We start from the raw sequence: 26,181 nt of genomic DNA on the forward strand, positions 1-26,181 counted from the left end.
TCTGCCCGGGACGGCAGACCCAGCGACGCTATCCGCCAGGTGTGACGGAGGCGGGGAACGTCTCCGTCGGCCCGAGCAGGCAGCGCCGCAGCACGGTCAAGCCGCTGGACGGGCCAGGTGAGCCGGCGGGAGCGACGGGTCCTGGTCCGGCGGTGCGGTGGCGAACGGGGCGAGGAGGCCGGGCAGCGTCCGCTCGGCCAGGGCGACCACGTCGGCGGCGGCGAGGTCGACCGCCGCGTACCGGCCGTGGCCGGCGGCCGTGGTGGCGGTCAGCGTCGCCAGGCCGAGCCGGCGTTGCAACACGCTCTGCCGCACCTGCCAGCCGATCACCGCCCCGCCGCGCAGCGCCGAGGTGGACCGGCTGACCAGCCCCGACCGGACCACCAGGTGGTCGCCGACCGTCGCATGCCCCAACGCCCGGTACGCCACCACCGCGGCCACCGCCACCAGCGGCGCCGACACCGGCCCGGCCAGCCACAACCGGGGCAGGCCGAGGACGGCGCCCAGCCCGGCCAGCGCCCCGGTGAGCGCCGCCACCACCAGCGCCGCCCAGCCGAGCCGGCGGCGCAGCGCGGCCGGCGGGTGCCCGCGCAGCGGCGCCTCGAACGGGTTCGGGTCGGCGTCGAGCACCGCGGCGGCCACCGAACGGGCCACCCGGACCGGGCCGCGCGGCAGCACAATGGTGGCCGGGGTCATGCTCCACACCGTCAGGCCGGTGGTGATGACGTTGGTGTCCGCCGTGCCCATCCACCGCCACAGCACCGGTTCGGAGATCTCCACGCCGCGCAGCCGGTCGTCGTCCCGGTCGACCTCGCGGGTCTTGAACAGGCCCTGGCTGGTACGCAGCACGCTGCCGGCCGCGGTGCGCACCCGGGTCAGCCGGAAGTCCCAGAACTCGGCGACGAACGCCACCGCCATGCCGGCCACCCCGAGCACCCCCGCCGCGGCGACGGCGATCACGGCGGACCAGCCGAGCCCGAGCGCGCGCCAGTCCAGCAGCTCAGCGACCGCGCCCGCGGCGTCGAACCCGAACGACCCGGCCGTCCAGTACGCGCCCCAGAGCAGGCCGGCCGCCATCACGAACGCCCAGACGTTGACCACGTTGTGCACCAGCCAGGACCAGCGGATCCGGGCGAGGACCCGGGCGTCGCCGGCGACCGCTCCCCCGCCGCGCGCGGCTCCCGCCGGCCGGGCCCCGGCGCCGCTCGGCGTCGCACCGTCGGTCGCCGGGTCGTCGGCGTCACGCAGCCCGGCCCGGGCGTCAGCATCGCGCGGCCCGCCCCGTGCGGCCGCGTCACGCACTGGCGAGCCGGAGCGCGGCGACCCGTCCCGCTCGGCCGGCTCGTCGCCGGGCGCCGCCCCGTCACCCGGCGGTGCGACCGGCTCGCCGCCGAGCAGGTCCCGGCGCAGCCGTTCGGCCGTCCGCACGTTGACCGCGTCCAGCCGCAGCGCCGCCTCCCCCTCCGCACCGGGCAGGCCGGCGCCGACGGTCACCACCCGCAGCCCGGCCAGCCGGTGCCGCAGCGTCGCCGTCGCGGTCACGCTGCGGATCCGGTCCCGGCGGACCGAGCGGTGCGAGCGCACCAGCAGGCCGGTGCGCAGCTCGACCCGTTCCCCGGTCACCCGGTACCGCGTCTTCGCCCACCGCAGCAGGTCGTGCCCGGCCTGGGCGACACCGACGACGGCGACCGCCAGCACCGGCCAGAGCGTCGACAGCCGCGCCTCGACCCGGAACACCCCCACCGCCAGGCCGGTCGGCGCGAGCGACAGCAGGCTGCGGACCACGTCCACCCACACCATGCGTACGTCCAGCCGCCGCCACCCGGTCACGTCGCGTCCCCCGGTGTCTGCCGCACCAACTCGGTGAGCTGTTCCGCGGTCCGCGCGGCCACCTCCGCGTCCAATCCCACCAGCCGTACCGGGCCGTGCGCGGAGGCGGTCGTCACGGTCACCGTGGCCAGCCCGAACATCTGCTGCAACGGCCCGCGCACCCGGTCCACGGTCTGGATGCGGGACATCGGGGCGACCCGCCACTCCCGCACGAACCAACCCGAGGACGCGTACACCGCCTCGGTGGTGGCCTCCCACCGGTGCACCGCGTACCGCCAGGAGGGCACCACCGCCGCGTAACCGGCCGCCGCCAGCACCGTGACCACCAGCGCCGGACCGGACCACGGCCGGGTCGACCCGGCCACCGCGTACGCCGCCGCCAGCGCGGCCAGCACCGGGGCCGCGCCGAGCACCGCGCGTACCGTCCACCACCCGACCGCCCGCCGCTCCACCCGGTGCCGGGGCGGGCGCAGCCGTACCGTCGATCCCGTCATCGCCTCATCGTGGGGGCCGGCGCCGCCCCGGACACCTGCCGACGGGCCAGACCGGTGGCCGATCGGCCAGAAATGGTGGCCGATGGGCAGCCGCCCGGCCGGCGCCGCCTTTCTACGCTCACCCCATGAGCGCGACCCGCACCGGCCGGACGTCGCCACGCTGGCTGCTCCCGGCCGAGCTGGCCACCCTCGACGCCGCCGGCGCCCGGCAGCGGCGTACCGTCCGGGACTGGGTGGTGGACGCGACGCTGGTCGCGGCGGCGGCGCTGGTCGGGTTGTCGGTGTGGAGCGAGGACCCGCCCTACTACGCCGCGGCGGTCCCGGCCTGGATGCTCGCGGTCGACCCGTGGGTCGGCGCCGCCGCGTGCCTGGCCCTGTGGTGGCGGCGCCGGTTCCCGATGGCGCTGGCCGTCGCGCTGGTGCCGGCGCTCTACGTCGCCGGCACCGCGGTGGGCGCCACGATGGTCGCGGTGCTGACCGTGGCGGTGCGCCGCGACTGGCTGCCCGCCACCCTGGCCACCGCCGGCTACCTGGTGCCAGCGCTGATCTTCGGGGCGCTGCACCCCGCCCCCGGCACCGGCGTGGTCGCCTCGGTGGCGCTGGTCGGCATGATGTACCTGGTGCCGCTCGGCTGGGGGATGGCCACCCGAGCCCGCCGGCAGCTGATCGCCAGCCTGCGCCGCGACGCCGAGCGGGAACGGCAGGAGCACCACCGCCGGCTCGCCGACGCCCGCCGCGGTGAGCGGGAACGCATCGCGCGGGAGATGCACGACGTGCTGGCACACCGGATCTCGCTGCTGTCGGTGCACGCCGGTGGCCTGGCGTACCGCACGGCGCAGGCCGAGGCGGGCGTCGGTCGGCCGCTGGAAGCCGCCGAGATCGGCCAGGCGGTCGAGGTGATCCGGGAGGCGGCCGTGCGGGCGCTGGACGAGCTGGGCGAGGTGCTCGCGGTGCTGCGCACCGACGGCGGGGACGGCCGGGAACGGGTGGCGCCGCAGCCGCGGCTGGCCGACATCCCCCGGCTGGTCGCCGAGGCCCGGGCCGCGGGCCAGCGGGTGAGCTTCGAGATGGAGTGCGCCCCGGGCGCCGCCGAGGCGTTGCGCCCGGCCACCCAGCGCACCGTCTACCGGACCGTCCAGGAGGGACTCACCAACGCCCGCAAGCACGCGCCCGGCGCGCAGGTGGCGGTCCGGGTGGACGCCGGGCCGGACACCGGCGTGGTCGCGTCGGTCACCAATCCCCTGCCGGGTACGCCCACCGGCGAGCTGCCGGGCGCGGGGGCGGGCCTGACCGGGCTCGCCGAGCGGGTGGCCCTCGACGGCGGCACCATCGAGCACGGCGTCGCCGACGGCTCGTTCCGGCTGACCACCCGGCTATCCTGGCCGACGTGACAGCGGACCGGATCCGTGTCCTGCTCGTCGACGACGACGCGCTGGTGCGTACCGGGTTGCGCCTGATGCTCGGTGGCGCCCCGGACCTCGACGTGGTCGGCGAGGCCGCCGACGGGGCCGACGTCGTCGACGCGGTGGCCCGGCTGCGCCCGGACGTGGTGCTGATGGACGTCCGCATGCCGGTGCTGGACGGGATCGCGGCTACCCGGAACCTGGGCAGCCGGGCCGGGCACCGGCCCGCGGTCATCGTGCTGACCACCTTCGACGCCGACGCCACCGTGCTGGAGGCGCTGCGGGCCGGCGCGGCCGGGTTCCTGGTCAAGCACACGCCGCCGGAGCGGATCGTCGACGCCGTGCACCGGGCCGCCGCCGGGGAGCCGGTGCTCTCCCCCACCGTGGCGCGCGCCCTCATCGACCGGGTCGCCGCCGGTGGCGACCCGGTCGACGAGCGGCGGCGCCGCGCCCGGGAGCGGTTCGCCCTGCTCACCGAGCGCGAGCGGCAGGTGGCGCGGGCGGTGGCGGAGGGACTGTCCAACGCCGACATCGCCGGCCGGCTGTTCCTCTCGGTGGGCAGCGTGAAGGCGCACATCTCCAGCGCGCTGACCCGGCTGGACATGACCAACCGGATCCAGCTGGCCCTGCTGGCCCACGACGCCGCCGACGACTGAGCCGCCACCGCGGCCGGTCGTGGTCAGCCGGTGCCGGGGGCCAGCCGGTTCAGCGGGCGCCGTCGAGGACGGGGATCAGCTGCTCCTCCTCGTAGGTCAGGTGGCGTTCCAGCTCGTCGGTGAGCCGGTCGACCTGCCGGCGCAGCTGGACCGGGTCGGCGGTGGCGTCGGCGAGCACCGCGCGCAGCCGCTCCACCAGCTCGGCCACCCGCCGGTGCTCCTCCCGCAACCGGGCCAGCGTCGCGGCCAGGTCGGGACGCTGCTGGTCGAGGGCGGTGAACAGGCCGGTGTCCTCCATGGTGTGGTGGTGGTGCAGTCCCTGACAGACGGTCAGGCAGTTGATCCGTAGCTGGGCGCCCAGCCCCGGCCCGGAGCGGGCCACCTCGGCGCGGATCAGCGCGAGTTCCCGCCGGAACGCGTCGTGCAGCAGCTTGAGCCCCGCGCCGAGGGACGGGGCGTTGGGCGGCCCGCCGGCCACCTGGTACAGCGCCACCACCGGGAGGACCCGCGTCGTCTTCTCCTGGTAGGCGGCCCAACCCGGGTCGGCCTCGACGGCACGGGCGAAGACGCGGTCGCGGTCGGCGCCGATCAGCACCTCGGCCCGCGCCTGGTAGGTGAAGACGCCGTCCTCGACGGTGGCCCGCGGGTCGGCCACCAGGTTGTGGTACCAGTCGGGGTGGCGCGGCGCGCCCCCGGCGGAGGCGATCACCAGGATGCGTTCCCCGCCGTCGGGCAGGTAGCCGACCGGGGTGGTGTGCGGGGCGCCGGTACGGGCCCCGGTGGTGGTGAGCAGGATGAGCCGGCCGCCCGCGAAGGGGCCGCCGACCCGGCCGGAGTTGGCCCGGAACTCGTCGATGATCTGCTGGTTGAAGTCGTTGGGCATGCGCTGCTTCCGGTCGAGGCCGTGCGGCCGATCGATGGGCCGCACGGAGGTCGCGCCGAGCCTCGGTCGGGCCGGCGCGGGAGGCGAGGACAGTCGTGGTCACCCGGCGTCAGGCGCGGGGACGGCGCGCGAGCGCGCGCGGCGGCGGAACTGTCGGCAGGGATCGGCGGGCCGCGGGCCCGCCCCCGGGTCACGACGTCGCCGGGTGCCCTGTCCGCTCGTGGCCCATGGCCGACCCGGCAGTCACGGTGCCGACCCTACTGCCGCCCGCGCCGGCCGGCAACGATCTTTTCCCGGTTGTGCCGGGGCGCGTACCGCTGGCACCGTCGGGACATGCCGATGACCGGGGCCGACGTGGCGCGCGCGGTGGCCGGGATGACCGCCGTCCTGGGCCCGTACGACGGGCGGGACTGGCGGGTGCCCGCCGGCGACCTGACCTGGAGTTGCTGGACCACCGCCGCGCACGTGGCACACGACCTGCTGGGCTACGCCGGTCAGGTGGCGGGCCGGCCGGCGGACGGCTACCTGCCGTTCGACCTCGTCGTGGCCTCCGACGCCGCGCCCCGGGAGGTGCTGCGGGTGGTCACCGCCTGCGGCGCGCTGCTGCGCGCGGCGGTCGACGCCGCCGCGCCGGAGAGCCGGGCCTGGCACTACGGGCCGTGCGACCCGGCGGGGTTCGCCGCCATGGGCGTGGCCGAGACGCTGCTGCACACCCACGACATCACCCGTGGGCTGGGGGTGCCCTGGCAACCGCCGGACGAGCTCAGCGCCGCGGTGATCGGCCGGCTGTTCCCGGACGCCCCGGACGGGCCCCCGGCGGCGGTGCTGCTCTGGCTCACCGGTCGGGGTGAGCTGCCGGGACGGCCCCGGCGGACGTCCTGGACCTGGCGGGCCGCGCTGGACTGACTCCCCCGCCGTGCGGGCGGGCTACCCGGCGCGGCGGCGCCACGGCGGCCACCACCCGCGACGGGTACGCCGCGCGGCGGCGGGTGCGGGTGCCGGGGCGGCCGGCGCGGTGGCGGCCGGTCGGCGCTCCTCGCGCCAGCGGCGTACCACGTCGTCGGCGTTCACCGGGCGGACCACCACCCGCGGCCCCTCCGGGTTGCGCAGCCAGGCGAAGATCTCGGCGTTCAGGTCGGCCACGTACGACCGCACCGCCTCCTCGGTCGGCAGGCCCCGCACCTCGTCGGGCACCTGTTCGGCCTTGCGGCGCAGTTGCAGCGGGGTGGGCAGCAGCAGGTCGCTGGGGAGCGCCTCCCGCTCCAGGAAGCTCTTGATCCACCACGACTCGTCGTAGGGCAGGTTGCGGCCGGGGATCGGTTTGCCCATGCCGGGCAGGTTGTCGAACTCGCCCCGCTCCTGGGCCGAGCGGATCTGCGCCTCGACGCTCGCTTCCCAGCCGTTCACCCGCCACCTCCCGCAGCCCACCGTATCGCGGCCGTCGGGAGGCGCAGCGTATCGGGCGGAGCGGGCATTCCCGCCACCCTCAGGCCGGTGACCCGGCCCACCGGGCGTGCCGGTGCCCGTCGCGCGGGAACGGCGGCCGGGCCGGCAGCACCTCCTGGAACCGGTAGCCGGTCTTCTCCGCCACCCGGCACGAGGCCGGGTTGTCCACCTGGTGCAGCAGGTCCAGCCGGGTCAGGCCGGCGGCGGCGAACCGGTCGAACGCCCACCGGGTCACCGCCTCCAGGGCGCGCGGGGCGATCCCCCGCCCCCGGGCCGCGGCGGCGGTCCAGTAGCCCACCTCGGCGTTCTCCCGTCCCGGCGCGAGCCGCTTGAGCACCACGTTGGCCACCAGCCGGTCGCCGTCGCGCAGCGGTTCCAGCACGGCGAAGGTGTACCGGTGACCGCTGTCCCAGCCCTCCCGGGTGGCGGCCAGCCACCGGCGCGCCGCCGCGTGGCTGGTCACCGGGACCGTCGTCCACCGGCGCAGCACGGGATCCCGGTAGACCTCGACCAGCGCGTCGGCGTCCTCGGCCCGCCACGGGCGCAGGAGGAGTTCGGGCGCGGCCGGGGACGCCGGCGCCCGGAGCATGATCGTCACCGGCCCAGTCTGCCCGCCGGCGCCAACAGCGGCTGCCCCGGCCGGTGTCGCCGCCGCGCGCCCGGTTGCGCCTGTGCCGGTGTCGCCGCCGCGCGCCCGGTTGCGCCCCTGCCGGGCGCCGGTGTGCCGTTCAGGCCACCGGATCCCGGGTGGCCCTCGGCCGGCCGGCCACCCGGGCATAGGGTCGGTCCAGTCGACGGGGGGTCTGTGATGGTCGGTACGGGCGCGCTGGTGGGTATCGGGCTGGTCGCGTTGGGCCTGGTGCTCACGCCCGGGCCGAACATGGTGTACCTGGTGTCCCGGTCGGTGACCCAGGGCCGCCGGGCCGGGTTGATCTCGTTGCTCGGGGTCGCCGCCGGCTTCGCCGTCTACCTGACCGCCGCGGTCGCCGGCCTGGCCACGATCTTCGTCCTGGTGCCGGCGCTCTACACGGCGGTGAAGCTGGCCGGCGCGGCGTACCTGTTCTGGCTGGCCTGGCGGACGCTGCGCCCCGGCGGGCGGTCGCCGTTCAACCCCGCGCCGCTGCCGCCGGACCGGCCCCGCCGACTGTTCACCATGGGGCTGGTCACCAACCTGCTCAATCCGAAGATCGCGATTCTCTACGTGTCGCTGCTGCCGCAGTTCGTGGACCCGCAGCGGGGCCACGTCGCCGCGCAGAGCCTGCTGCTCGGCCTGACCCAGATCACCGTCGCGCTGACCGTGAACGCGCTGATCGTGCTCGGCGCCGGCACCCTGGCCGGGTTCTTCGCCCGCCGGCCGCTGTGGCTGCGGGTCCAGCGCTGGGTGATGGGCACCGTGCTGGGTGGCCTGGCGGTACGCATCGCCGCCGACCGGTCCCGGGCCGCGGTCGCCACGCCCTGACCCGGCCGGCCCCCGCGCCGGTCAGCGGGCGGTGTCGTGGTGCCGGCGGACCATGCCGGCGGCCAGCGGCGCGGCGTCCAGGTCGCCGGCCGCGATCCGCGCGGCCACGGTCCGGCGCACGAGCCGGTCGGCCAGCCCGGGCGCGTGCCGGGCGAGCGCCAGTTCCAGCCGGCCCCGGCCGGTGGTGGCCACGTCCCGGGGGGCCCGGCGGGCGGTGGCGGCCCGCAGGATCGCCCGGACCACCCCCTGCACCGGCTCCAGCCGGGACACCCCCCGCAGCGACAGCCCGGCCTCGGCGGTGCTGTCGTGGATCGGCGAGGAGACCATGCTCGGGTAGACCACGCTCACCCCGACGTGGGTGCCGACCTCGTGGCGCAGCGCGTCGGCGTAGGCGACCAGGGCCCGCTTGCTGACCCCGTACGCGGCGGCGAGCGGCAGCGGCAGCACGGCCATCCGGCTGGCCACGAAGATCACCCGCCCGCGCGCGGTGACCAGGTCGGGCAGCGCCGCGGCGGTGGTCCGCCAGGCGGCCAGCAGGTTCACCTCGAGCTGCTGGCGCACCACCGCGTCGGGCGGCAGTTCGGCGGGGGCCGGGCCGCCGACGCCGGCGTTGTTGACCAGCAGGTCCAACCCGCCGAGCCGGTCGACGGCGGCGCGTACCGCCGGCGGCACGGCCGCCGGGTCGGTCAGGTCGCAGCGCAGCACCGGGATGTCGGCGTCCGGCGCGCCGTGCAGGTCGAGCCCGACCACCCGGGCCCCGGCGGCGGTCAGCGCGGCGCCCAGGTGCCGCCCGAAGGTGCCGTCCGCCCCGGTGACCAGCACCCGCCGGCCGGCCAGCCGGCTCACGGCCGGGCTCCGGCGCGCGCCGCCGGGGCGGTCGAGCGGGCCCGGCGCGCCCCGGCGGCCAGTTCCCGGCCCAGCTCACCCAGGTAGGCGTCGAAGTCGACCCGCATCGCCGGCCGGCGCTGGCCCCACCGGGCGGTGGCCGCCCGCAGCTCGGCCCGGCAGGCGGCCCGCTGCGCCCGCGGGTCGGGCAGCGCGTACCGGCCGGCGAGGTAGCCAGCGACGAGTCGGGCCTGCGCCTCGACCAGGGGGAACGCCGCCCCGGTCGACTGCATCAGGCCGACGAACAACAGACCGGGCGCGTCGGGATGGAACACGTGCCGGTACAGCGGGAGGGTCTCCGCGCCGTCGCCGAGCAGCGCCGGGTCGAGGAACGGGATCTCCACCCGGTAGCCGGTGCACCAGACGACCAGGTCGATCTCGTCGCTGCGGCCGTCGGTGAACTCCACCCGGTCGCCGTCGAAGCGGGCGATGCCGGGGCGGGCCTCGATGTCGCCGTGGGTGAGCCGGGACAGCAGCCCGTCGGAGAGGGTGGGGTGGTCCTGGAGGAAGCCGTGGGTGGGGGCGGGCAGGCCGTACCGGGTGGGCGGGCCGACGGTGGCGGTGAGGGTCAGCTGGCTGATCCGTTGCCGCAGCCGCCACGGCAGCCGCCGGGCCAGCGCCCCGTTGAGGGTGTCCGACGGGCGGCCGAGCAGGTACTTCGGCACCACCCAGACACCCCGGCGCAGCGACAGCAGGGTGCGGGTGGCCGCGTACGAGGCGTCGACGGCGATGTCCATCGCCGAGTTGCCGCCCCCGACGACCAGTACCCGCCGGCCGGCGAGCTGCTCCGGCCCCCGGTAGTCGTGGCTGTGCCACTGCTCGGCGGTGCAGGTGCCGGGGTAGTCGGGGCTGGGCGGCTTGGGCACCCGGTTGTGGCCGTTGGCGACCACCACCGCCTCGACGGTGACGGTGACCGGCCCGTCCGGCCCGGTGGCGTGCACCGTCCAGGTGCCGCCGGGGTCCTGGACGACGCGGTCGACGGTGTGCCGCAGCCGGACGGCGTCGAGCAGCCCGAACCGGTGCGCGTAGTCGGCGAGGTAACCGGCGATGCGGGTGTGGTCGGGGTAGTCCGGCCAGTCGTCGGGCATCGGGTGGTCGGCGAACTCGGTGCGCCGCCGGCTGGTGTTCAGGTGCAGCGTCCGGTACGCCGGCGAGCCGGGCGCCCCGTACACCCAGAGGCCGCCGACCCGGTCGGCGGCCTCGAAACAGACCGCCGGCACGCCGGCATCGGCGAGGGCCTTGAGACTCGCCAGTCCGGCCGCCCCGGCGCCGATCACCGCCACTGTCGGCTGCCCGACCATCCCGCCTCCCGACATTAATCCAACGACTGATGGATAATGGCCGGGCCGGGGTCCGCCGTCAAGAGCCGGCCGGTCCGTACAGCCCGTCCAGGAACCGGTGCACGAACATCCGGAACTCCCGCCGCTCCCGGGCCCCCGACGGCGCCGCGGCCAGGGCCACCACGTGCCCGTGCACCGCCCAGACCAGGCTGCGCACGGTGATGTGCGGGGTCGGCTCGACCAGCGCGCCGGCCGACGCGGCGGCGGTGAGCAGCTCCGCCACCAGCCGGTACAGCGGCGCGGCGTACCGCTCGTCGAGCTCGGCGTGCCGGTGCGGCTCCAGCCAGCGGCGCAGCCACAGCGCGGTGGTCTCCGGCCGGTCCTCCAGGAAGTCCACGAAGACGTCGACGAGGTCGTGCAGGGCCCGCCGGGCCGCCGGCGGCCCGGCCGGCAGCGCCGCGCGGGCCCGCTCGGCCGCCGCCTCCAGCACCTCCCGCTCGGCGGCGAAGACCCGGGCGAAGCAGGCGTCGTAGAGCTGCGCCTTGGTGCCGGTGTGGTGCGAGACGGTGGCCACGTCGACGCCGGCGGCCGCCGCCACGTCGCGCAGCCCGACGGCGTCGAACCCCCGCTCGGCGAAGAGCCGGGTGGCCACGGTGAGTACCAGCTCGCGGGTCGGACGGGTCTCCTCCCGCCGGGGCCGGCCCGGGCGGCGTCGGGGCATGGTCATGGCCGCCATTCTGCCCCTACAATCCAGCATCCGTTGGATTGGCGCGGGCGCGGGCCCGGACAGGAGGCGGCGATGACCGGGCTCGACCAGCAGCCGGCCACCGGCGAGGGGACCACGCTGCCGCGCGGGCCGCTGGCCGGCTTCGCCACCGGCTCGCTCGGCATGGGCGTCTGGGTGACCGTCCCGGGCCTGCTGCTGCTCTACTTCCTCACCGACGTGCTCGCCGTGGCGCCGTGGCTGGCCGGCCTGGCGCTGCTGCTGCCGAAGGTCGCCGACGTGCTGCTGCACCCGTGGATCGGGCACCGCTGCGACGTCGAACAGGCCCGCCGGGGCGACCGGCGCCGGCTGCTGCTGCTCGGCTGCGCCCTGCCGGTCGCGTTCGTCGCGCTCTTCGCGGTGCCCGGCGGGCTGACCGGCGCCCCCGCGGCCGCCTGGGTCGCGGTCGCCTTCGTCGCCGGCAACCTGCTCTTCGCCGCCTACCAGGTGCCCTACCTGGCCACCCCGGCCGACCTGCGGATCGGCTACCACGAGCGGACCCGGCTGATGGCGTTCCGGATGGTGGTGCTCACCCTCGGCATCCTGGTGTCCGGGCTGCTGGCGCCGCTGCTGGCCGGCGGCGACGACGCCACCCGCGGCGGCTACCAGCGGATGGGCCTGCTGCTCGCGGCCGGCATGCTCGCCGCCATGCTGGTCGGGGTGACCGGCATCGGCCGGCTGCGCCGGGCCGCGGCGGCGGTCGCGCCGGCCCACGAGGGCGGCTGGCGGGCGCTCGGCGCGGCGCTGCGGGACCGGCAGTTCCGCTGGCTGGTCGCCGCGTACCTGGCCATGTCCACCACCACCCACCTGGTCCTCGCCGGTGTGCCCTACTACGCCGAGTACGAGCTGGGTCGGGCCGGGCTGACCACCGTGCTGGTCGCCGCGTTCGTCGCGCCGGCGCTGCTGGTCACCCCGGCCTGGCTGGCGGTGGCCCGCCGGGTGGGCAAGCAGCGGGCGCTGCTGGCCGCGCAGGGCGCGTTCGCCGCCGGCTCGCTGGTGCTCGCGGTGGGTCGCCCGGCCGGGCTGCCGCTGCTGGTCGGCGCGGTGGCGGTGCTCGGCGTCGCGTTCGCCGGCATGCAGCTGCTGCCGTTCTCCATGGTGCCGGACGTGATCCGGGCCGGCGCCGGGGTCGGCGCGGGTACCTACACCGGCGTCTGGACGGCGACCGAGGCCACCGGCGCGGCACTCGGCCCGTACCTCTACGCGCTCTGCCTGGCCGGCGGCGGCTTCGTCGCGTCGGCGGCCGGCGAGACGGTCGTCCAGCCGGACTCGGCGCTGGCCGCCGTCCGCTACGGCTTCGGCCTGCTGCCCGCCGCGGCGATGCTCGTCGCGATGCTGCTGCAACGCCGCTACACCCTGGACCGGCTCGCCCGCGCCGGGAGCTGACCGGCCGGCCCACCGGCGGGGAGCCGCCGGCCGGCGCGGCACTAGACTTCGCCCTCGATGGACGCCGAGCCCAACGTCGAGACCCGCCCGTGCGCGCACTGTGGACGGCCGGTGCCCCAGCGCGCCGGCGCGGGCCGGCCGTTCCGCTACTGCCGGGACAACGACGGCGCCTGCCAGCGGGCCTCGCGCAACAACCGGATGCGGCACCGCAACGCGCCGGGCCTGCCCGGGCAGGTGGCCCGCACCTGGGAGGCGGTGGACCGGCTCGACCAGATCGTGCAGACCCTCAGCGAGGCGCTGCACGCCGAGCTGTCCCCGGTCGGGGTGGAACGGCAGCTGGCCGAGGCACGCGCCGAGGCGGCCGCCCAGGTGGCCGCCGCGCACGCCGAACGCGACGAGGCACGCCACGAGGCCGACCAGGCCACCACGGCCGCCGCCCGGGCCCGCGAGGAGGCGCGGGCCGCGCTGGCCGACCGGGACGCCGCCCGCCAACGGGCCGAGCAGGCCGTCGCCCGGGCCGGCCGGGACGCCGAGCGGGCGGAACAGGCCGAGGCGGCCCGGGACGAGGCCCGCCGGGCGGCCAGCGCCGCCGAGGCGCTGCGGACGCAGGCCGAGCGGGACCGCGACGCGGCCCGGCACGAGCTGCGTGCCGTGCGCGCGGAGCGGGACGCCGAGCGGCACCGGGTCACCGACCTGACCGCCGAACGCGACGCCGCCCGCGCCGACGCCGACCGGGCCACCCGGGCCGCCGCCGAGGCCGCCGACCGCGCCGAGCGGTGGGAGGCCGAGGTCACCGACGTCCGCCGCCAGATCGAGCAGGCCCGCACCGACACCGCGCGGGCCCGGGCCGGCGCCGCCGACGCGGTACGCGCCCACGAGCGGGCCGACCGGGCCCGGGAACGCGCCGAGGCCGCGGCCCGCGAGGCCGACGCCGCGCGGCAGGCGGCGGTGGACACCGCCGCTCGGCTGCGCGCGGAGCTGGCGGCCACCGCCGCCCAGCGGGACGCGCTCACCGCCGAGCTGGCCACCGCCCGGCAGGCCACCGCCGCGGCCGAGCACCGGCTCGCCGAGCTGGCGGTACGGCTGCGCACCGCCGAGGCCGACCGCGACGCCGGCCAGCAGCGGGTCGCCCAACTCGCCGGCCAGGTCACCGACCTGGCCGCCGCGCTGGCCCGACTCTCCGGCCCCGCCGCCCCCGCCGAGCCGGTCGCCGACGCCGCCGCCCGCTGAGGCGGGCCGCACCGTCTGTCAGGCCCAGGACACTCCCCGTTCATCAACCGTCCATTCAGGTATTTACCCTGAGCGATCCTCCATGCACTGATGGCGATTCTCGGGAGGCATCCCGACCGGGCCCGCCCATAGCATCGGCGATGACCGATGCGGGATCCGGCGTGTCGGGAGGGATTCCGCGGGGGGAACGCAGGTGCAGGTCACGTCCAACGAGTACGTCTTCGCCGCGTCCTTCGCCCAGGAGTGGATCTGGCTGGCCAGCCAGCTCGGCGCCGAGGCGTCGGCGTACAACCTGCGCTCGCCGATCCTGCTGCCACCCGGCACCGACGCCGGCGTGCTGCGCGCCGCGCTCGCCGAGTTGACCCGCCGGCACGAGCCGCTGCGCACCGCGCTGCGCACCGCCGACGGCGCGCTGACCCAGGTCGTGCACGCCGACGTGCCGATCGAGCTGGCCGAGACCGACCTGTCCGGGCTGGCCGAGCCGGACCGCTCCGCCCGCCTCGCCGACCTCGTCGCCGCCGACCTGGCCGCCCCGTTCGTGCTGCACCGGGCGCCGCTGTGGCGGGCCCGCCTGGTGCACCTGCCGCAGCGCCCCGCGCTGCTGTTCACCGCGCACCACACCGTCTTCGACGGCAGCTCGCAGCCGATCCTGGAGGCGGAGGTCGAGGAGCTGTGCCAGGCCGCGCTGCACCGGCGTACGCCGCGCCTGCCCACCCTGGAGATCCAGTACGCCGACTACGCGGTGTGGCAGCGCGACCAGGCTGCCAGCGCCGCCGCCGAGGCCGACCTGGCGTACTGGCGCGAGCGGCTCGCCGGCGCCCCGCCGGTGCACGGGCTGCTGCCGGACCGGCCGCGCGCGGCGGCCACCGAGCGGCCCGGCGCGGAGGTCACCTTCGACCTGCCCGGGCAGCTGCGCGACACGGTCGCCGAGGTCGGCCGCCGGCACTCGGCGAGCAGCGCGATGGTGCTGCTCGCCGGCTACGCCGCGCTGCTGCACCGGCTCAGCGGCGACGCGCAGGTGTGCGTCGGGCTGCCGGTCGCCGGGCGCAACCGGCCCGAGCTGGCCCCGCTGATCGGCATGTTCGTCAACACGCTGGTGCTGCGCCTCGACCTGACCGGCGACCCGAGCTTCGGCGAGCTGATCGGCCGGGTCCGGGAGACCATGCTGGCCGCCTGGGAACACCAGGACCTGCCGCTGCCCCGGCTCGTCGAGGCGCTCAACCCGCCCCGGCTGCCCGGCGTGCAGCCGCTCTACCAGCTCGGCTTCAACCACCTCGGCCAGGTGGGGCTGAGCACCAGCAACGGGGTCGCCCGCGAGGAACTGCTGCTCGAGGTCAGCGACACCGCCGGGCGGCTGGAGTACCGCAGCGACCTGTTCGACGCCGACACCGCCCGGCGGATCGTCGCGCGCTGGCTCACCCTGCTGCGCGGCGGCCTGGCCCGGCCCGACCGGCCGCTGTCCGCGCTGCCGCTGCTGCCCGCCGCCGAACGCGACCTGCTGGTCACCGGGTGGGCCGCCGGGCCGCCGGCGCCACCGGCCGGCCCCGGCGTGGTCGAGCTGATCCGCGCCCACGCCACCCGCACCCCCGACGCGGTCGCCATCCGCGACGCCGGCCGGTCGCTGACCTACCGGCAGCTCGACGAGCGCACCGCCCGGCTGGCCGCCCGGCTGCGCGCCCTCGGCGCCGGCCCCGAGCAGCTGGTCGGGGTGGCGCTGCCCCGCTGCGCCGACGTGGTGGTGGCGATGCTGGCGGTGCTGCGGGCCGGCGCGGCGTACGTGCCCCTGGACCCCGGCTACCCGGCGCGGCGGCTGGCCCACCTGGTGACCGACTCGGCCGCCACGGTGGTGGTCACCTCCGCCGCCGTCGCCGACGCGCTGCCGGCCGGGGCGTACCGCCCGGTCCTGACCGACGACCTCGACGGCGGTCCCGACCCGGACGGCGCCGGCGAGCCCGCGCCGGTGCACCCGCACGGCCTCGCCTACGTGATCCACACCTCCGGCTCCACCGGCCGGCCCAAGGGCGCGATGATCGAGCACCACTCGCTCGCCGCGCACGCCACCTGGTTCGCCCGGCAGCACGCGCTCACCCCCGACGACCGGCTGCTGGTGCTCGCCTCCCCCAGCTTCGACCTGTTCGGCCAGGAGGTCTACCCGGCCCTGGTGGCCGGCGCGACCCTGGTCATCGCCCCCGAGCAGGGCGCGCTCGACCCGGACGCGGTGCTCGACACCCTCCGCCGGGAACGGGTCACCCTGCTGTCCTGCGTGCCGACGGTGCTGCGGCACCTGGTCGCCCACCCCGGCCTGGCCGAGGCGACCGACCTGCGGCAGGTGGTCTGCATCGGCGAGCAGCTCGACGGCGACCTGGCCGCCGGCCTCGGCGCGGTACGCGCCGTGCCGCTGCACAACCTCTACGGGCCGACCGAGACGACCATCGCGGTCTCCGCGCACACGGTGCCCCCGGGCACCCACCCGGCCGGCGCGGTGCCGATCGGCGTGCCGATGCCCGGCGCGCGGCTGCACGTGCTCGACGAACGGGGCGACCCGGTCCCCGTCGGCGCGCCCGGGCACCTGCACATCGGCGGCGGCCCGGTCGGTCGCGGCTACCTGCGCCGCCCCGCCGACACCGCTGCCGCGTTCGTGCCCGACCCGTTCGGCCCGCCCGGCGCGCGGCTGTACCGCACCGGCGACCGCTGCCGCTGGCGCTCCGACGGGACGCTGGAGTTCCTGGAGCGGCTCGACCGGCAGGTGAAGGTCAACGGCGCGCGGGTGGAACTCGGTGAGATCGAGACCGCGCTGCGCGCCCAGCCCGGCGTCGACCAGGCCGCGGTGGCGGTCCGCCCGGACGGCCACGGCGGGCGGCGGCTGGTCGGCTACCTCACCGGCGACGCCGACCCGGCGCGGCTGCGCGCCGCGCTGCGGGCCGTCCTGCCCGGACACCTCGTACCGACCGCCTTCGTCACCCTCGACGCCCTGCCGCTGATGCCCAGCGGCAAGCTCGACGTCGCCGCGCTGCCCGACCCGGCCGACGCCGACGACGCGGCGCCGGCGGTCACCGCCCCGCGCACCGGCGCCGAGGAACTGGTCGCCGCGGCGTGGGCCGAGGTGCTCGGCGTCGCCTCGCTCGGCGTGCACGACAACTTCTTCGACCGGGGCGGGCACTCGCTGCTGGCCAGCCGGGCCGTCGCCCGCATCGGCGCGGTCCTGGACGTGGACGTCCCGGTCTACATGCTCTTCGCCCACCCCACCGTCGCCGAGCTGGCCGCGCAGGTCGAACGGCTGCTGGTCGCCCGGCTCGACGAGATCTCCGAGGACGAGGCCGCCGCGCTCCTCGCCACCTACGAAAGGTAGCCCCGCATGTCCGCAGCCCCGGAGTCGGCGGCCCGGGAGGCACCGCTGTCCGCCACCAAGCAGGCCCTGCTGGAGCGGCTCCTGCGCCAACCCGGCGACACCGGCGCCGGCCGGATCGGCCGCGCCCCCGCGGACGCGCCGCGGACCCTGTCGTACGCGCAGGAGCGGCTCTGGTTCGCCGACCAGTTCGCCACCGGCTCGACCGCCTACCACGTGCCGGTGGCGGTGTGGCTGGACGGCGAGGTGGACCCGGCCGCGCTGGGCGACGCCCTCGGCGACGTGGCGGCCCGGCACGAGAGCCTGCGGATGCGGTTCCCGGCCGGCGACGACGGCCAGCCGACGGTGGTCGTCGACCCGCCGGGCCCGGTGCCGCTGTCCCGGGCCACGGTCACCGCCGACGACCCCGGCGACGCCCGCCGGCAGGCCGCCGAGCTGGCCCGCGAGCACGCCGCCGACCCCTTCGACCTCGGCACCGGGCCGCTGTTGCGGGCCCTGCTCGTCGCGTACGGCCGGCACCGCTGGCTGCTGTCGGTGCAGGCGCACCACATCGTCAGCGACGGCTGGTCCATCGACGTGCTGGTGGCCGACGTGCTCACCGCGTACCGGGCCCGCCGCGGCGGGACGGCGCCGGACTGGCCGGCGCTGCCGGTCGGCTACGGCGACTACGCCCACTGGCAGCGGCACCGCCCCGGCACCGACCGGGGCCTGGCGTACTGGACCGGGCAACTGGCCGGGGTGCCCGCGCTGGACCTGCCCACCGACCGCCCGCGCCCGCCGACGCAGCGCTTCGACGGGGCCACCCACCGCTTCGAGGTGGACGCCCCGCTCGCCGCCGCCGTCACCGCGCTGGCCCGCCGGCACGACGCCACCGTCTACATGACCCTGCTCGCCGCCTACCAGGTGCTCCTCGCCGGGCACAGCGACCAGCGTGACTTCGCCGTCGGCTCGCCGGTCGCCGGGCGTACCCGCCCGGAGCTGGAGCCGCTGGTCGGGATGTTCGTCAACATGCTGGCGTTGCGGGCCCGGCTGGACCCGGACGAGTCGTTCAGCGCGCTGCTCACCCGCACCCGGCAGCTGGTCCTCGACGGCCTCACCCACCAGGATGTCCAGTTCGAGCACCTGGTGTCCGAACTGGACGTGCCCCGCGACGTCAGCCGGTCCCCGCTGTTCCAGGTCACCTTCGCGGTGCAGAACTACCAGTTCCGCGACCACGGCGCCGCCGGCGACGGGCCGGCGGTCAGCTGGGAGCTGCTCGACCTGGCGACCACCCGGTTCGACCTGGAACTGCTGGTGGTGCAGACCCGCACCGGCGAGCTGTGGTGCGAGTTCACCTACAACACGGCGCTGTTCGACGCGCCGACGGTGGCCCGGTTCGGCGAGCGGTTCACCCGGCTGCTGCGGACCGTGGTCGACCGGGCGGACGCCCCGCTGCGCACCGTGGACCTGCTCACCGACGCCGAACGCGCCGAGGTGCTGGACACCTGGGGCGCCCGGGTGGCCCGGTTCCCGGTCGAGCGGACGCTGCACTCGCTGTTCGAGGAGCAGGTGGCCCGCCACCCCGACGCGGTCGCCCTCACGTTCGACGGCCAGCAGGTCAGCTATGCCGAGCTGAACCGCCGGGCGGACCGGCTGGCCGAGCGGCTGCGCCGCCACGGGGTCGGCCCGGACACCCTGGTGGCGCTGCACCTGCGACCCGGGACGGGCACCGTCACGGCGATCCTCGGCGTGCTCAAGGCCGGCGGTGCGTACGTGCCACTGAACCTGGCCTACCCGCGGGAACGGCTGGAGTTCATCCTCGCCGACACCGGCGCTCCGGTGCTGGTCACCGACGCGGCCCCCGGCGACGACCTGCCCACCCACTCCGGGCGGGTGCTGCGGCTGGACGCCCCGGACGACGACCCGCCCGCGCCCGCCGCCCCGGTGGCCGCCCGCGCCGCCGGCCCCGGCGACCTGGCCTACGTCATCTACACCTCCGGCTCCACCGGGCAGCCCAAGGGTGTGCTGGTGGAGCACCGGCAGGTGGTCCGGCTGCTCACCGCCGCCGAGGAGCACTTCGACCTCGGCCCGGACGACGTGTGGGCCCTGCTGCACTCGTACGCGTTCGACTTCTCCGTCTGGGAGATGTGGGGGGCGCTGGCCTACGGCGGCCGGCTGGTCGTGGTGCCGCCGGAGGTGATCCGGGACACCGAACGGCTGCTGGACGTGCTGGCCGAGGAGCGGGTGACCGTGCTCAACCAGACCCCGGCGGCGTTCCGCGGCCTGCGGGCCACCCTCACCGAGACCGACCGGTCCTTCGCCGACCTGTCGGTGCGCACCATCGTCTTCGGCGGCGACGCGCTCTACGTCCGGGAGCTGCGGCACTGGCTGAGCCGCTACGGCGAGCAGCGCCCCGCGCTGGTCAACATGTACGGCATCACCGAGACCACCGTGCACGTCACCGCGCAGCGGCTGCGCCGCGCCGACGTGCGCCGCCCGGTCGCCTCGCCGATCGGCCGGCCCCTGGCCGACCTGCGCGCCTACGTGCTCGACCGGCACCTCAACCCGGTGCCGGTGGGGGTGCCCGGTGAGCTGTTCGTCGCCGGTGAGGGGCTGGCCCGCGGCTACCTGAACCGGCCCGCGCTGACCGCGCAACGGTTCCTGCCCGAGCCGTTCAGCGGCGAGCCGGGCGCCCGGATGTACCGCACCGGCGACCGGGTGCGCTGGTGCCCCGACGGCACCCTGGAATACCTGGGCCGGGTCGACCGGCAGGTGAAGGTCCGCGGCTACCGCATCGAGCTGGGCGAGATCGAGGCCACCCTGCAACGCCACCCCGACCTGCGCGGCTGCGCGGTGCTCGCGCAGCCCGACGGCACCGGCGACCGGCGGCTGGTCGCGTACGTGGTGCCGGCCGACGGCGCCCGCCGCCCGACCGCCGGGCAGCTGCGCGAGCACCTGGCCCGCAGCCTCGCCGACTACCTGGTGCCGGCGGCGTTCGTGGTGCTCGACGCGCTGCCGCTGACCCCGAACGGCAAGCTGGACCACCGCGCGCTGCCCGACCCCGACCTGGCCGGGCAGGCCGAGCAGGAGTTCGCCGCCCCGGGCACCCCGACCGAGCGGCTGATCGCCGACGTCTGGACCGACCTGCTGCCGGTGGACCGGGTCAGCATCGACGACGACTTCTTCCTCGTCGGCGGGCACTCGCTGCTGGCCGCGCAGGCGGTCACCCGGATCCGCCGCGGCCTGGAGGCCGCCGGCGCCACCGGCACCATCTCGCTGATGGACCTGTTCCGCTGCCGCACCGTGCGGGAACTGACCCGGCTGCTCGACGAGCCGGCCACCGCGGACCGGCCGGCCCGGCTGCTGCACGAGCTGACCCGGCCGGTACCCGACGCCGCACACGTCCGGTCGCTGGTCTGCGTCCCCTACGGCGGCGGCAGCGCGGCGGTGTACCAGGCGCTGGCCGACGCGATGCCGCCCGGGCACCGGCTCTACTCGGCGGCCATCCACGGCCAGGAGGCCGGCGGCGAGCAGGACACCCTGCCCTTCGCCGAGCTGGTCGACCGGGCCGTGGCCGAGATCCTCCGCGACGTCGGCGGTCCGCTGGTGCTCTACGGCCACTGCGGCATCGGCAGCGCCCTGGTGGTCGAGGTGGCCCGCCGGCTGGAGGCCGCCGACCGGCCGGTCGAGGCGGTGTACGTGGGCGGCATCTTCCCGTTCGCCCGCCCCCGCGGGCTGCTGAGCCGGCTGTCCCGGCTGGCCGAGTTGGAACGCTTCCGCAGCAACCGCACGTTCATCAACCGCCTGGTGGGGCGCGGCGTGGACATCGAGGAGCTGGGCCTGGACGAGGCGGACCGGGTGATCCGCAACATGCGGCACGACACCCGCAGCGCCGAGGACTACTACAGCGGCCTGCTGGACAGCCGGATCGACCGGATCGCCGCGCCGGTCATCTCGGTGGTCGGCGAGCAGGACCCGGCCACCGACTACTACGGCGAACGGTTCCGGGAGTGGGACTTCCTCTCCGACACCTGCGCGCTGGTCGTGCTCGACGAGGGCGGGCACTACTTCAACCGGTACCGGGCCGCCGAGCTGGCCGAGATCGTCACCCGTACCCACCTGGTGCTGGACGCCGACGACGGCGCCGAGCTGACCCGGCCGGCCCGCGGCGCGGACAGCGACTGGTGGCTGCACGGCGTGCACCGCCGCGGCGCGGGCGGACCGGGTGACGGCGGTCCGCCGGTGGACGCGGGCCCGAGCCGCCGGCCGGCCGAGCCGAGCATGGGCCGGTTCCTCGGCGTCGCGGCCGGCCAGCTGGTGTCGCTGATCGGCTCGGCATTCACCCAGTGGGCCATCCCGATCTGGATCTACCTGACCACCGGGTCGGTGGCCCAGCTGGCGCTGTTCGTGACCCTGGCGCTGGTGCCCGGCCTGGTGGTCGCGCCGCTGGCCGGCGCGGTGGTGGACCGGTCCAGCCGCCGGGCCGTGCTGCTCGCCGGCGACGTCGCCGCCTGGGCGGTGCAGATAGCGCTCGGCGTGCTGCTGTGGACCGACGCCCTGCAGATCTGGCACATCTACACGCTGCTGGTCGGGTTGTCGGTGGCCACCGCGTTCCAACGCCTGGCGTACGTCGCGTCGGTGCCGCAACTGGTGCCGAAGCGGTACCTGCGGCACGCCATCGGCGTGGTGGAGATGGTCAACGGCGTCGGCACGCTGTTCGTGCCGCTGTTCGCCGCCGGCCTGCTGGCGACGGTCGGCCTGGACGGCATCCTGGTGATCGACATCGTCAGTTACGCGGCGGCGGTGCTGATCGTGGCGCTGGTGCGGTGGCCGGCGCGGATGGGCTGGCACCGGCGGGAGACGCTGACCGCCGAGATCGCCAACGGCTTCCGCTACTCGTGGGGGCACCGGCACTTCCGGGCGATGCTGCTGTTCTTCCTGGTGCTCAACATCTTCCTGGCGCCGCCGCTGATCCTGGTGAGCCCGCTGGTGTTGTCGTTCGGCACGCTCGCCGACGCGGCCCAGGTGTCGTTCGTCTCCGGGCTGGGCGCCACCGTGGCCGGGCTGACCGTCGCCCTGTGGGGCGGTCCGGCCCGCCGGCCGATGCGCGGGGTGCTGCTGTCCATCCTGGCCATGGCGGTGGCCTGCGTGGTGATCGCGTTGCGGCCGGACCCGCTGCTGGTCGCGGCGGGCGCGTTCGGGCTGACCGCCGGGCTGACCCTGACCACCGGCATCTACCGGGCGATCGTGCAGGTGAAGATCCCGCAGCGTTACCACGGCCGGGCCGCCGCGCTGAACCAGATGATCTCCTGGTCCACGCTGCCGCTGGGCTTCGCGGTGGTGGCGCCCGCCGCGACCGCGCTGTTCGAGCCGATGCTGATGCCGGACGGCCGGCTGGCCGGCACCGTCGGGCGGCTGATCGGGGTGGGCGAGGGGCGCGGCATCGCTTTCGTCTTCCTGCTCTGCGGCCTGGTCATCGCCGTGCTGGTGGCCGTGGCCGCGCGGATCCGGGCGATCGCCCGGTTCGACACCGACGCCCCGGACGCGGTCGCCGACGACCTGGTCGGCGTGGAGTCGTTGCGGCACCGGCGCGAGCCGGCCGGGACGCGGCCGGTGGTGCCGTCGCGGCCGCGGGCCGGGAGCGCCGCATGAGCGAGCGCCAGCGAGCGAATCAGCAGTGCAGTGCGGTGGTGCCTCATGGCGGCACGGAGCGCAGCGGAGTGCCGTCATGAGCGAGCGCCAGCGAGCGAATCAGCAGTGCAGTGCGGTGGTGCCTCATGGCGGCCCGGAGCGCAGCGGAGTGCCGGCATGAGTGCCCCGGTCGCGGCGGTCGACGTGGACGTGATCATCGCCGCCGGGCCGGGCCGGGTGCTGGGCCGCCGGCGCGACGGCGAGGTGGTCCTGCCCCGGCTGCGGCTGACCGCGTCGTGGCCGCCGCCGAGCAGCCAACTGCCCGGTGCTGTCGCCGCCGAGACGGGGCTGCGGGTGGCGCTGCTCGAACCGCTGGACACCACCCTGTTCGTGGCCGAGCCGGTCGACGGCGAACCGGCCGCCGGCTACGGCTGGCACGACGCGGCCGCGTTCGGTGCGGCGTCGGTGCGGCGCTGGCGGGAACGGTCCGCGCCGGGCGGCCGCCCGGCCTGGTACCGGCCCGGCTGGTTCGCCGCCGCCACCGGCTGGCTGGACGCGGTGCTGGCCGGGCGGGGGGCCCGCCGCACCGGCCCGGTCAGCCAGATCCGGCACTGGACGACCTCGACGGTGCTGCGGGCACCCACCACCGAGGGGGCGGTGTTCCTCAAGGCGGCGCTGCCGCACCTGGTCGCCGAACCCCGGGTGATCGCCGAACTGGCCCGGACGTGGCCGCGGGCGGTGCCGGAGGTGCTGGCCCACTCGGCCGAGCACGGCTGGTGGCTCAGCGCCGACTTCGGCGTCCAGCCGCCGGCCCGCGACGGCGCGGCCGCGCTGCGCCTGCTGGCCCGCGTCCAGGCCGCCACGGCGGGCCGGACCGGCCCGCTGGAGGCGGCCGGCTGTCCGGTGCTGACCCTGGACGACCTGGCCGACCGGGTGCCGGCGCTGACCCGCCGGGCCGAGGTGTGGGACCGCGCCGGCACCGGTCCGGGTGGGCTGACCGGGGTGGCGATGTGGTTGCAGGACCGCTGCGCCGAACTCGCCGACCTCGACCTGCCGGCGACCCTGACCCACGGCGACCTGCACCCGGACAACGCGGCGGACCGCCCGGACGGGCCGCTGCTGTTCGACTGGAGCTTCGCCCGGGTCTCGCATCCGCTGTTCGACCTGGCCGGCTGGTTGCACCAGGTGCCCGAGCCGGAGGCGCGCCGGCAGGTCGGCGCCTATCTGGACGGTTGGCGTGAGCTGGCCTCCCCGAGTGAGCTGCGGGAGGCGTGGCGGGTCGCCAAGCCGGTCGCCGCGCTGGTGGAGCTGGCCAAGTTCGTCGACCTGATGGACCGCACCGGGCCCGGCTACGAGTTCGACTACCTGCCGATGGCGGCGGTGTGGGCGCGCCGGGTCCTGGACGGCGTGGCCGGCCGGGACGCCCACCTGACCGGCTGGTGCGATCCCCGCCCGGCCCGGCTGGGCTGACCGGCCGGCCGGCGCGGCGGGCCGGGACCACGGCCAGGGTGTGGGACGGCGCCGGGCGGGGCACCGCATCCGGTGCCGCCGGGGAGAGGATGCCGGGGTGGGAAAGACGTACGAGCGCATCGACGGCCGCCTGCGGACCTTCATCGAGGAGCAGCCGCTCTTCTTCACCGCGACCGCACCGTTGGCCGGTGACGGCACCATCAACCTGTCGCCGAAGGGACTGCGCGGCTCCTGGGCGGTCCTCGACCCGCACACCGTGGCCTACCTGGACTTCGCCGGCTCCAACGCGGAGACCATCGCGCACCTGCGGGAGAACGGCCGGATCACGCTGATGTGGTGCGCCTTCCAGGGGCCGCCGAACATCGTGCGGGTGCACGGGCGCGGGGAGCCGGTGTTCCGCGACGACCCGCGCTGGACGGAGCTGGCCGGGTACTTCCCGGACATCGACACCAGCGTGCACGGGCTGCGCGCGATCATCGTGGTGCGCGCCGAGCTGGTCCGGGACACCTGCGGCTACGCGGTGCCGTTCATGTCCTACGACGCCGACCGGGACCTGCACGCCCGTCGCTTCGCCCGCGAGGACGACGCCTCGCTGAGCGACTACTTCACCAGGAAGGAGCACGTCGCGCGCAGCATCGACGGGCTGCCCGGGCTGCCGCTGCCCCTGCCGCCGACGCCCGGACCCCGCCCGGCCACGCCCTGACCGCACCCGCCGCTCCGGCGGCCGCGTCGCCGGCGCCCCGGTCAGGCCGAACGGCTTCCGTTGTCCGTCTCGGCCCCCGGCAGGTGCCCGTCGGTCTCCTCGATCAACGCCTGACGCAGGTGGCGTCGCGTCGGGCGGCTGACGAAGAACTCGGTCACCGCGGTGACCAGGCAGATCGCGGCGAGCAGCGCCAGCGACTGCGCGGCGGCGATCCGGGCGGTGAGCGGCAGGAGGGCGAGCAGCAGCACCGCCGCGGCGATCCGTGGCCAGACGACCATCCCGGCCGCCCTGCTCACCCGCCGCTGGAACGCCGCGTGTGCCAGCAGGAACAGCGCGACCCCGCCGTACATGGCGAAGCGGCCGAGGTCGTCGAGCGGGTCGCCGCGGCCCTGACCGCGGACGTCCCCCATCAGCGCGGGGGTGTGCTTGAGCCCGACGGCCAGCAGGATGATGCCGGCGATCATCGGCAGGTGCAGGTAGGTGTAGCCGTCCCGGGCGAGCACCACCCGGCGTTTCTGGTCGGCCTGGCGCAGCGCGTGCTCCCCGGCCAGCGTCGACAGGTCGAAGTAGATCCACTCCAGTGCCCCGGCGACGACGACGGTGAGCGCCGAGGCGATCAGCAGGCCCGGTGAGTTGGGGATGTCGCTGCCGGCGAGGCCGACCGACACCAGCACCTCGCCGAGCGCCACGATGATGATCAGGTTGTGTCGTTCGGCCCAGTGCCGGGCGGAGAAGATGGTCCGCTCCGGGACGGGCATCGCCATCCCGCAGCCGTAGTCGACGGCGACCGCCAGCGCCCAGAGCACCACCTCGCCGAGGCGTACCCGCTCGGGTGGGAGGAAGGTTTCGGGCAGCAGCGCCGCGGCCAGCAGCAGGCCGGTGGCGACGGTCACCGGCACGGTGAGCGCGGCGATCTCCCGGCCGGTCAGGCCCGGCGTGGCGTACAGCCGCAGGCCGAGGTAGAGGATGCGCACGACGGCGAAGCACCCGACGAACCACAGCGCCGTGTTGACCCCGCCCGGGGCGTCGTCGAACGCCTCGCGGATGTTGACGGCCAGCACGAACAGCACCGGTGTCACGGCCAGGACCACCAGCCGGGACAGTCCGTAGTTCGCCCGGACCCGGTTGCCGAGCCACGCGAACAGCGACCAGGACCACCACAGCAGGGTCAGCACCAGCAGTCCGTGGATCACGCCGAGCGCGTCGTCCTCCGCCGTCACCAGCGTGGTGACCTGGATGAAGGCGAACACGAACACCACGTCGAAGAAGAGTTCCGCGGTGGTGACGGGGGTCCGCTCGGACAGCGGTCGCAGTCCCGGGCGCACCCTGGCGGTCAT

General features: G+C 76.5%; 19 protein-coding genes. 10 read left to right on the forward strand and 9 right to left on the reverse strand.

Annotated features, from left to right (window positions below; translation table 11 throughout):
* Nucleotides 1-96: 96 nt before the first annotated feature.
* Entirely contained in the window at nt 97-1,830 is a 1,734-nt protein-coding gene (locus Q3W71_RS29125; protein WP_302922670.1) for a PH domain-containing protein, read from the reverse strand.
* A complete protein-coding gene (locus Q3W71_RS29130; RefSeq protein WP_302922671.1) occupies nt 1,827-2,324 on the reverse strand; it encodes a PH domain-containing protein in 498 nt (165 codons plus the stop codon). Before Q3W71_RS29130 ends, Q3W71_RS29125 begins: the two co-directional genes overlap by 4 nt.
* A 125-nt stretch (nt 2,325-2,449) precedes the next feature.
* On the opposite strand from Q3W71_RS29130, the gene Q3W71_RS29135 reads away from it, so the two are divergent.
* Both Q3W71_RS29135 and Q3W71_RS29140 read left to right on the forward strand, forming a co-directional pair.
* Complete coding sequence (locus tag Q3W71_RS29135; RefSeq protein WP_302922672.1) at nt 2,450-3,715, forward strand: sensor histidine kinase; 1,266 nt, start codon at nt 2,450-2,452, stop codon at nt 3,713-3,715.
* Nucleotides 3,712-4,383, forward strand: coding sequence for a response regulator transcription factor (locus Q3W71_RS29140; RefSeq protein WP_302922673.1), 672 nt, complete (start codon nt 3,712-3,714; stop codon nt 4,381-4,383). Before Q3W71_RS29135 ends, Q3W71_RS29140 begins: the two co-directional genes overlap by 4 nt.
* A gap of 49 nt (nt 4,384-4,432) precedes the next feature.
* Here the strand turns inward: Q3W71_RS29140 and Q3W71_RS29145 are convergent, their stop codons facing one another.
* The gene (locus Q3W71_RS29145; protein ID WP_302922674.1) at nt 4,433-5,266 is read right to left on the reverse strand and encodes a nitroreductase/quinone reductase family protein; all 834 of its coding nucleotides are present in this window, start codon (nt 5,264-5,266) and stop codon (nt 4,433-4,435) included.
* Nucleotides 5,267-5,605: 339 nt separating this feature from the next.
* Here Q3W71_RS29145 and Q3W71_RS29150 point away from each other — a divergent pair, with 339 nt between their 5' ends.
* Nucleotides 5,606-6,172: a hypothetical protein gene (locus tag Q3W71_RS29150; protein ID WP_302922805.1), complete on the forward strand. Its 567-nt coding sequence runs from the start codon at nt 5,606-5,608 to the stop codon at nt 6,170-6,172.
* A gap of 21 nt (nt 6,173-6,193) precedes the next feature.
* Here Q3W71_RS29150 and Q3W71_RS29155 read toward each other — a convergent pair whose 3' ends face one another.
* Nucleotides 6,194-6,673, reverse strand: a complete 480-nt coding sequence (locus Q3W71_RS29155) for a DUF1992 domain-containing protein (RefSeq protein WP_302922675.1) — start codon at nt 6,671-6,673, stop codon at nt 6,194-6,196.
* A gap of 79 nt (nt 6,674-6,752) precedes the next feature.
* Entirely contained in the window at nt 6,753-7,301 is a 549-nt protein-coding gene (locus Q3W71_RS29160; RefSeq protein WP_302922806.1) for a GNAT family N-acetyltransferase, read from the reverse strand.
* 219 nt (nt 7,302-7,520) lie between these two features.
* On the opposite strand from Q3W71_RS29160, the gene Q3W71_RS29165 reads away from it, so the two are divergent.
* Nucleotides 7,521-8,171: a LysE family translocator gene (locus tag Q3W71_RS29165; RefSeq protein ID WP_302922676.1), complete on the forward strand. Its 651-nt coding sequence runs from the start codon at nt 7,521-7,523 to the stop codon at nt 8,169-8,171.
* Between the two features lie 21 nt (nt 8,172-8,192).
* Here the strand turns inward: Q3W71_RS29165 and Q3W71_RS29170 are convergent, their stop codons facing one another.
* The 3 genes from Q3W71_RS29170 to Q3W71_RS29180 are packed head-to-tail and all read right to left on the reverse strand — an operon-like array spanning nt 8,193 to nt 11,057.
* Nucleotides 8,193-9,017 (reverse strand): SDR family oxidoreductase, encoded by an 825-nt coding sequence (locus tag Q3W71_RS29170; RefSeq protein ID WP_302922677.1) that lies wholly within the window; start codon nt 9,015-9,017, stop codon nt 8,193-8,195.
* Entirely contained in the window at nt 9,014-10,357 is a 1,344-nt protein-coding gene (locus Q3W71_RS29175; RefSeq protein WP_302922678.1) for an NAD(P)/FAD-dependent oxidoreductase, read from the reverse strand. Before Q3W71_RS29175 ends, Q3W71_RS29170 begins: the two co-directional genes overlap by 4 nt.
* A gap of 58 nt (nt 10,358-10,415) precedes the next feature.
* A complete protein-coding gene (locus tag Q3W71_RS29180) occupies nt 10,416-11,057 on the reverse strand; it encodes a TetR/AcrR family transcriptional regulator (protein WP_368051363.1) in 642 nt (213 codons plus the stop codon).
* Between the two features lie 78 nt (nt 11,058-11,135).
* On the opposite strand from Q3W71_RS29180, the gene Q3W71_RS29185 reads away from it, so the two are divergent.
* From Q3W71_RS29185 to Q3W71_RS29210, 6 genes are all read left to right on the forward strand, one after another.
* Complete coding sequence (locus tag Q3W71_RS29185; RefSeq protein ID WP_302922680.1) at nt 11,136-12,485, forward strand: MFS transporter; 1,350 nt, start codon at nt 11,136-11,138, stop codon at nt 12,483-12,485.
* A gap of 57 nt (nt 12,486-12,542) precedes the next feature.
* Nucleotides 12,543-13,715, forward strand: a complete 1,173-nt coding sequence (locus Q3W71_RS29190; protein WP_302922681.1) for a hypothetical protein — start codon at nt 12,543-12,545, stop codon at nt 13,713-13,715.
* Nucleotides 13,716-13,908: 193 nt separating this feature from the next.
* Nucleotides 13,909-17,064, forward strand: a complete 3,156-nt coding sequence (locus Q3W71_RS29195; protein ID WP_302922682.1) for an amino acid adenylation domain-containing protein — start codon at nt 13,909-13,911, stop codon at nt 17,062-17,064.
* A gap of 6 nt (nt 17,065-17,070) precedes the next feature.
* Nucleotides 17,071-22,692, forward strand: coding sequence for a non-ribosomal peptide synthetase/MFS transporter (locus Q3W71_RS29200; protein WP_302922683.1), 5,622 nt, complete (start codon nt 17,071-17,073; stop codon nt 22,690-22,692).
* A 156-nt stretch (nt 22,693-22,848) separates the two neighbouring features.
* Entirely contained in the window at nt 22,849-24,141 is a 1,293-nt protein-coding gene (locus Q3W71_RS29205) for an aminoglycoside phosphotransferase family protein (protein ID WP_302922684.1), read from the forward strand.
* 97 nt (nt 24,142-24,238) lie between these two features.
* Nucleotides 24,239-24,844, forward strand: coding sequence for a pyridoxamine 5'-phosphate oxidase family protein (locus Q3W71_RS29210; protein WP_302922685.1), 606 nt, complete (start codon nt 24,239-24,241; stop codon nt 24,842-24,844).
* Nucleotides 24,845-24,885: 41 nt separating this feature from the next.
* On the opposite strand, the gene Q3W71_RS29215 is transcribed toward Q3W71_RS29210, so the two are convergent.
* The gene (locus tag Q3W71_RS29215) at nt 24,886-26,181 is read right to left on the reverse strand and encodes a low temperature requirement protein A (protein ID WP_302922686.1); all 1,296 of its coding nucleotides are present in this window, start codon (nt 26,179-26,181) and stop codon (nt 24,886-24,888) included.

Source organism: Micromonospora sp. C28SCA-DRY-2 (assembly GCF_030519475.1).
Taxonomy (GTDB): Bacteria; Actinomycetota; Actinomycetes; order Mycobacteriales; family Micromonosporaceae; genus Micromonospora.

Coding starts and splice junctions, on each gene's coding strand:
- Q3W71_RS29130 (WP_302922671.1), bottom strand. CDS start 2,324: ATGACGGGATCGACGGTACGGCTGCGCCCGCCCCGGCACCGGGTGGAG.
- Q3W71_RS29135 (WP_302922672.1), top strand. CDS start 2,450: ATGAGCGCGACCCGCACCGGCCGGACGTCGCCACGCTGGCTGCTCCCG.
- Q3W71_RS29145 (WP_302922674.1), bottom strand. CDS start 5,266: ATGCCCAACGACTTCAACCAGCAGATCATCGACGAGTTCCGGGCCAAC.
- Q3W71_RS29150 (WP_302922805.1), top strand. CDS start 5,606: ATGACCGGGGCCGACGTGGCGCGCGCGGTGGCCGGGATGACCGCCGTC.
- Q3W71_RS29160 (WP_302922806.1), bottom strand. CDS start 7,301: ATGCTCCGGGCGCCGGCGTCCCCGGCCGCGCCCGAACTCCTCCTGCGC.
- Q3W71_RS29165 (WP_302922676.1), top strand. CDS start 7,521: ATGGTCGGTACGGGCGCGCTGGTGGGTATCGGGCTGGTCGCGTTGGGC.
- Q3W71_RS29175 (WP_302922678.1), bottom strand. CDS start 10,357: ATGGTCGGGCAGCCGACAGTGGCGGTGATCGGCGCCGGGGCGGCCGGA.
- Q3W71_RS29180 (WP_368051363.1), bottom strand. CDS start 11,057: ATGCCCCGACGCCGCCCGGGCCGGCCCCGGCGGGAGGAGACCCGTCCG.
- Q3W71_RS29185 (WP_302922680.1), top strand. CDS start 11,136: ATGACCGGGCTCGACCAGCAGCCGGCCACCGGCGAGGGGACCACGCTG.
- Q3W71_RS29190 (WP_302922681.1), top strand. CDS start 12,543: ATGGACGCCGAGCCCAACGTCGAGACCCGCCCGTGCGCGCACTGTGGA.
- Q3W71_RS29200 (WP_302922683.1), top strand. CDS start 17,071: ATGTCCGCAGCCCCGGAGTCGGCGGCCCGGGAGGCACCGCTGTCCGCC.
- Q3W71_RS29205 (WP_302922684.1), top strand. CDS start 22,849: ATGAGTGCCCCGGTCGCGGCGGTCGACGTGGACGTGATCATCGCCGCC.
- Q3W71_RS29215 (WP_302922686.1), bottom strand. CDS start 26,181: ATGACCGCCAGGGTGCGCCCGGGACTGCGACCGCTGTCCGAGCGGACC.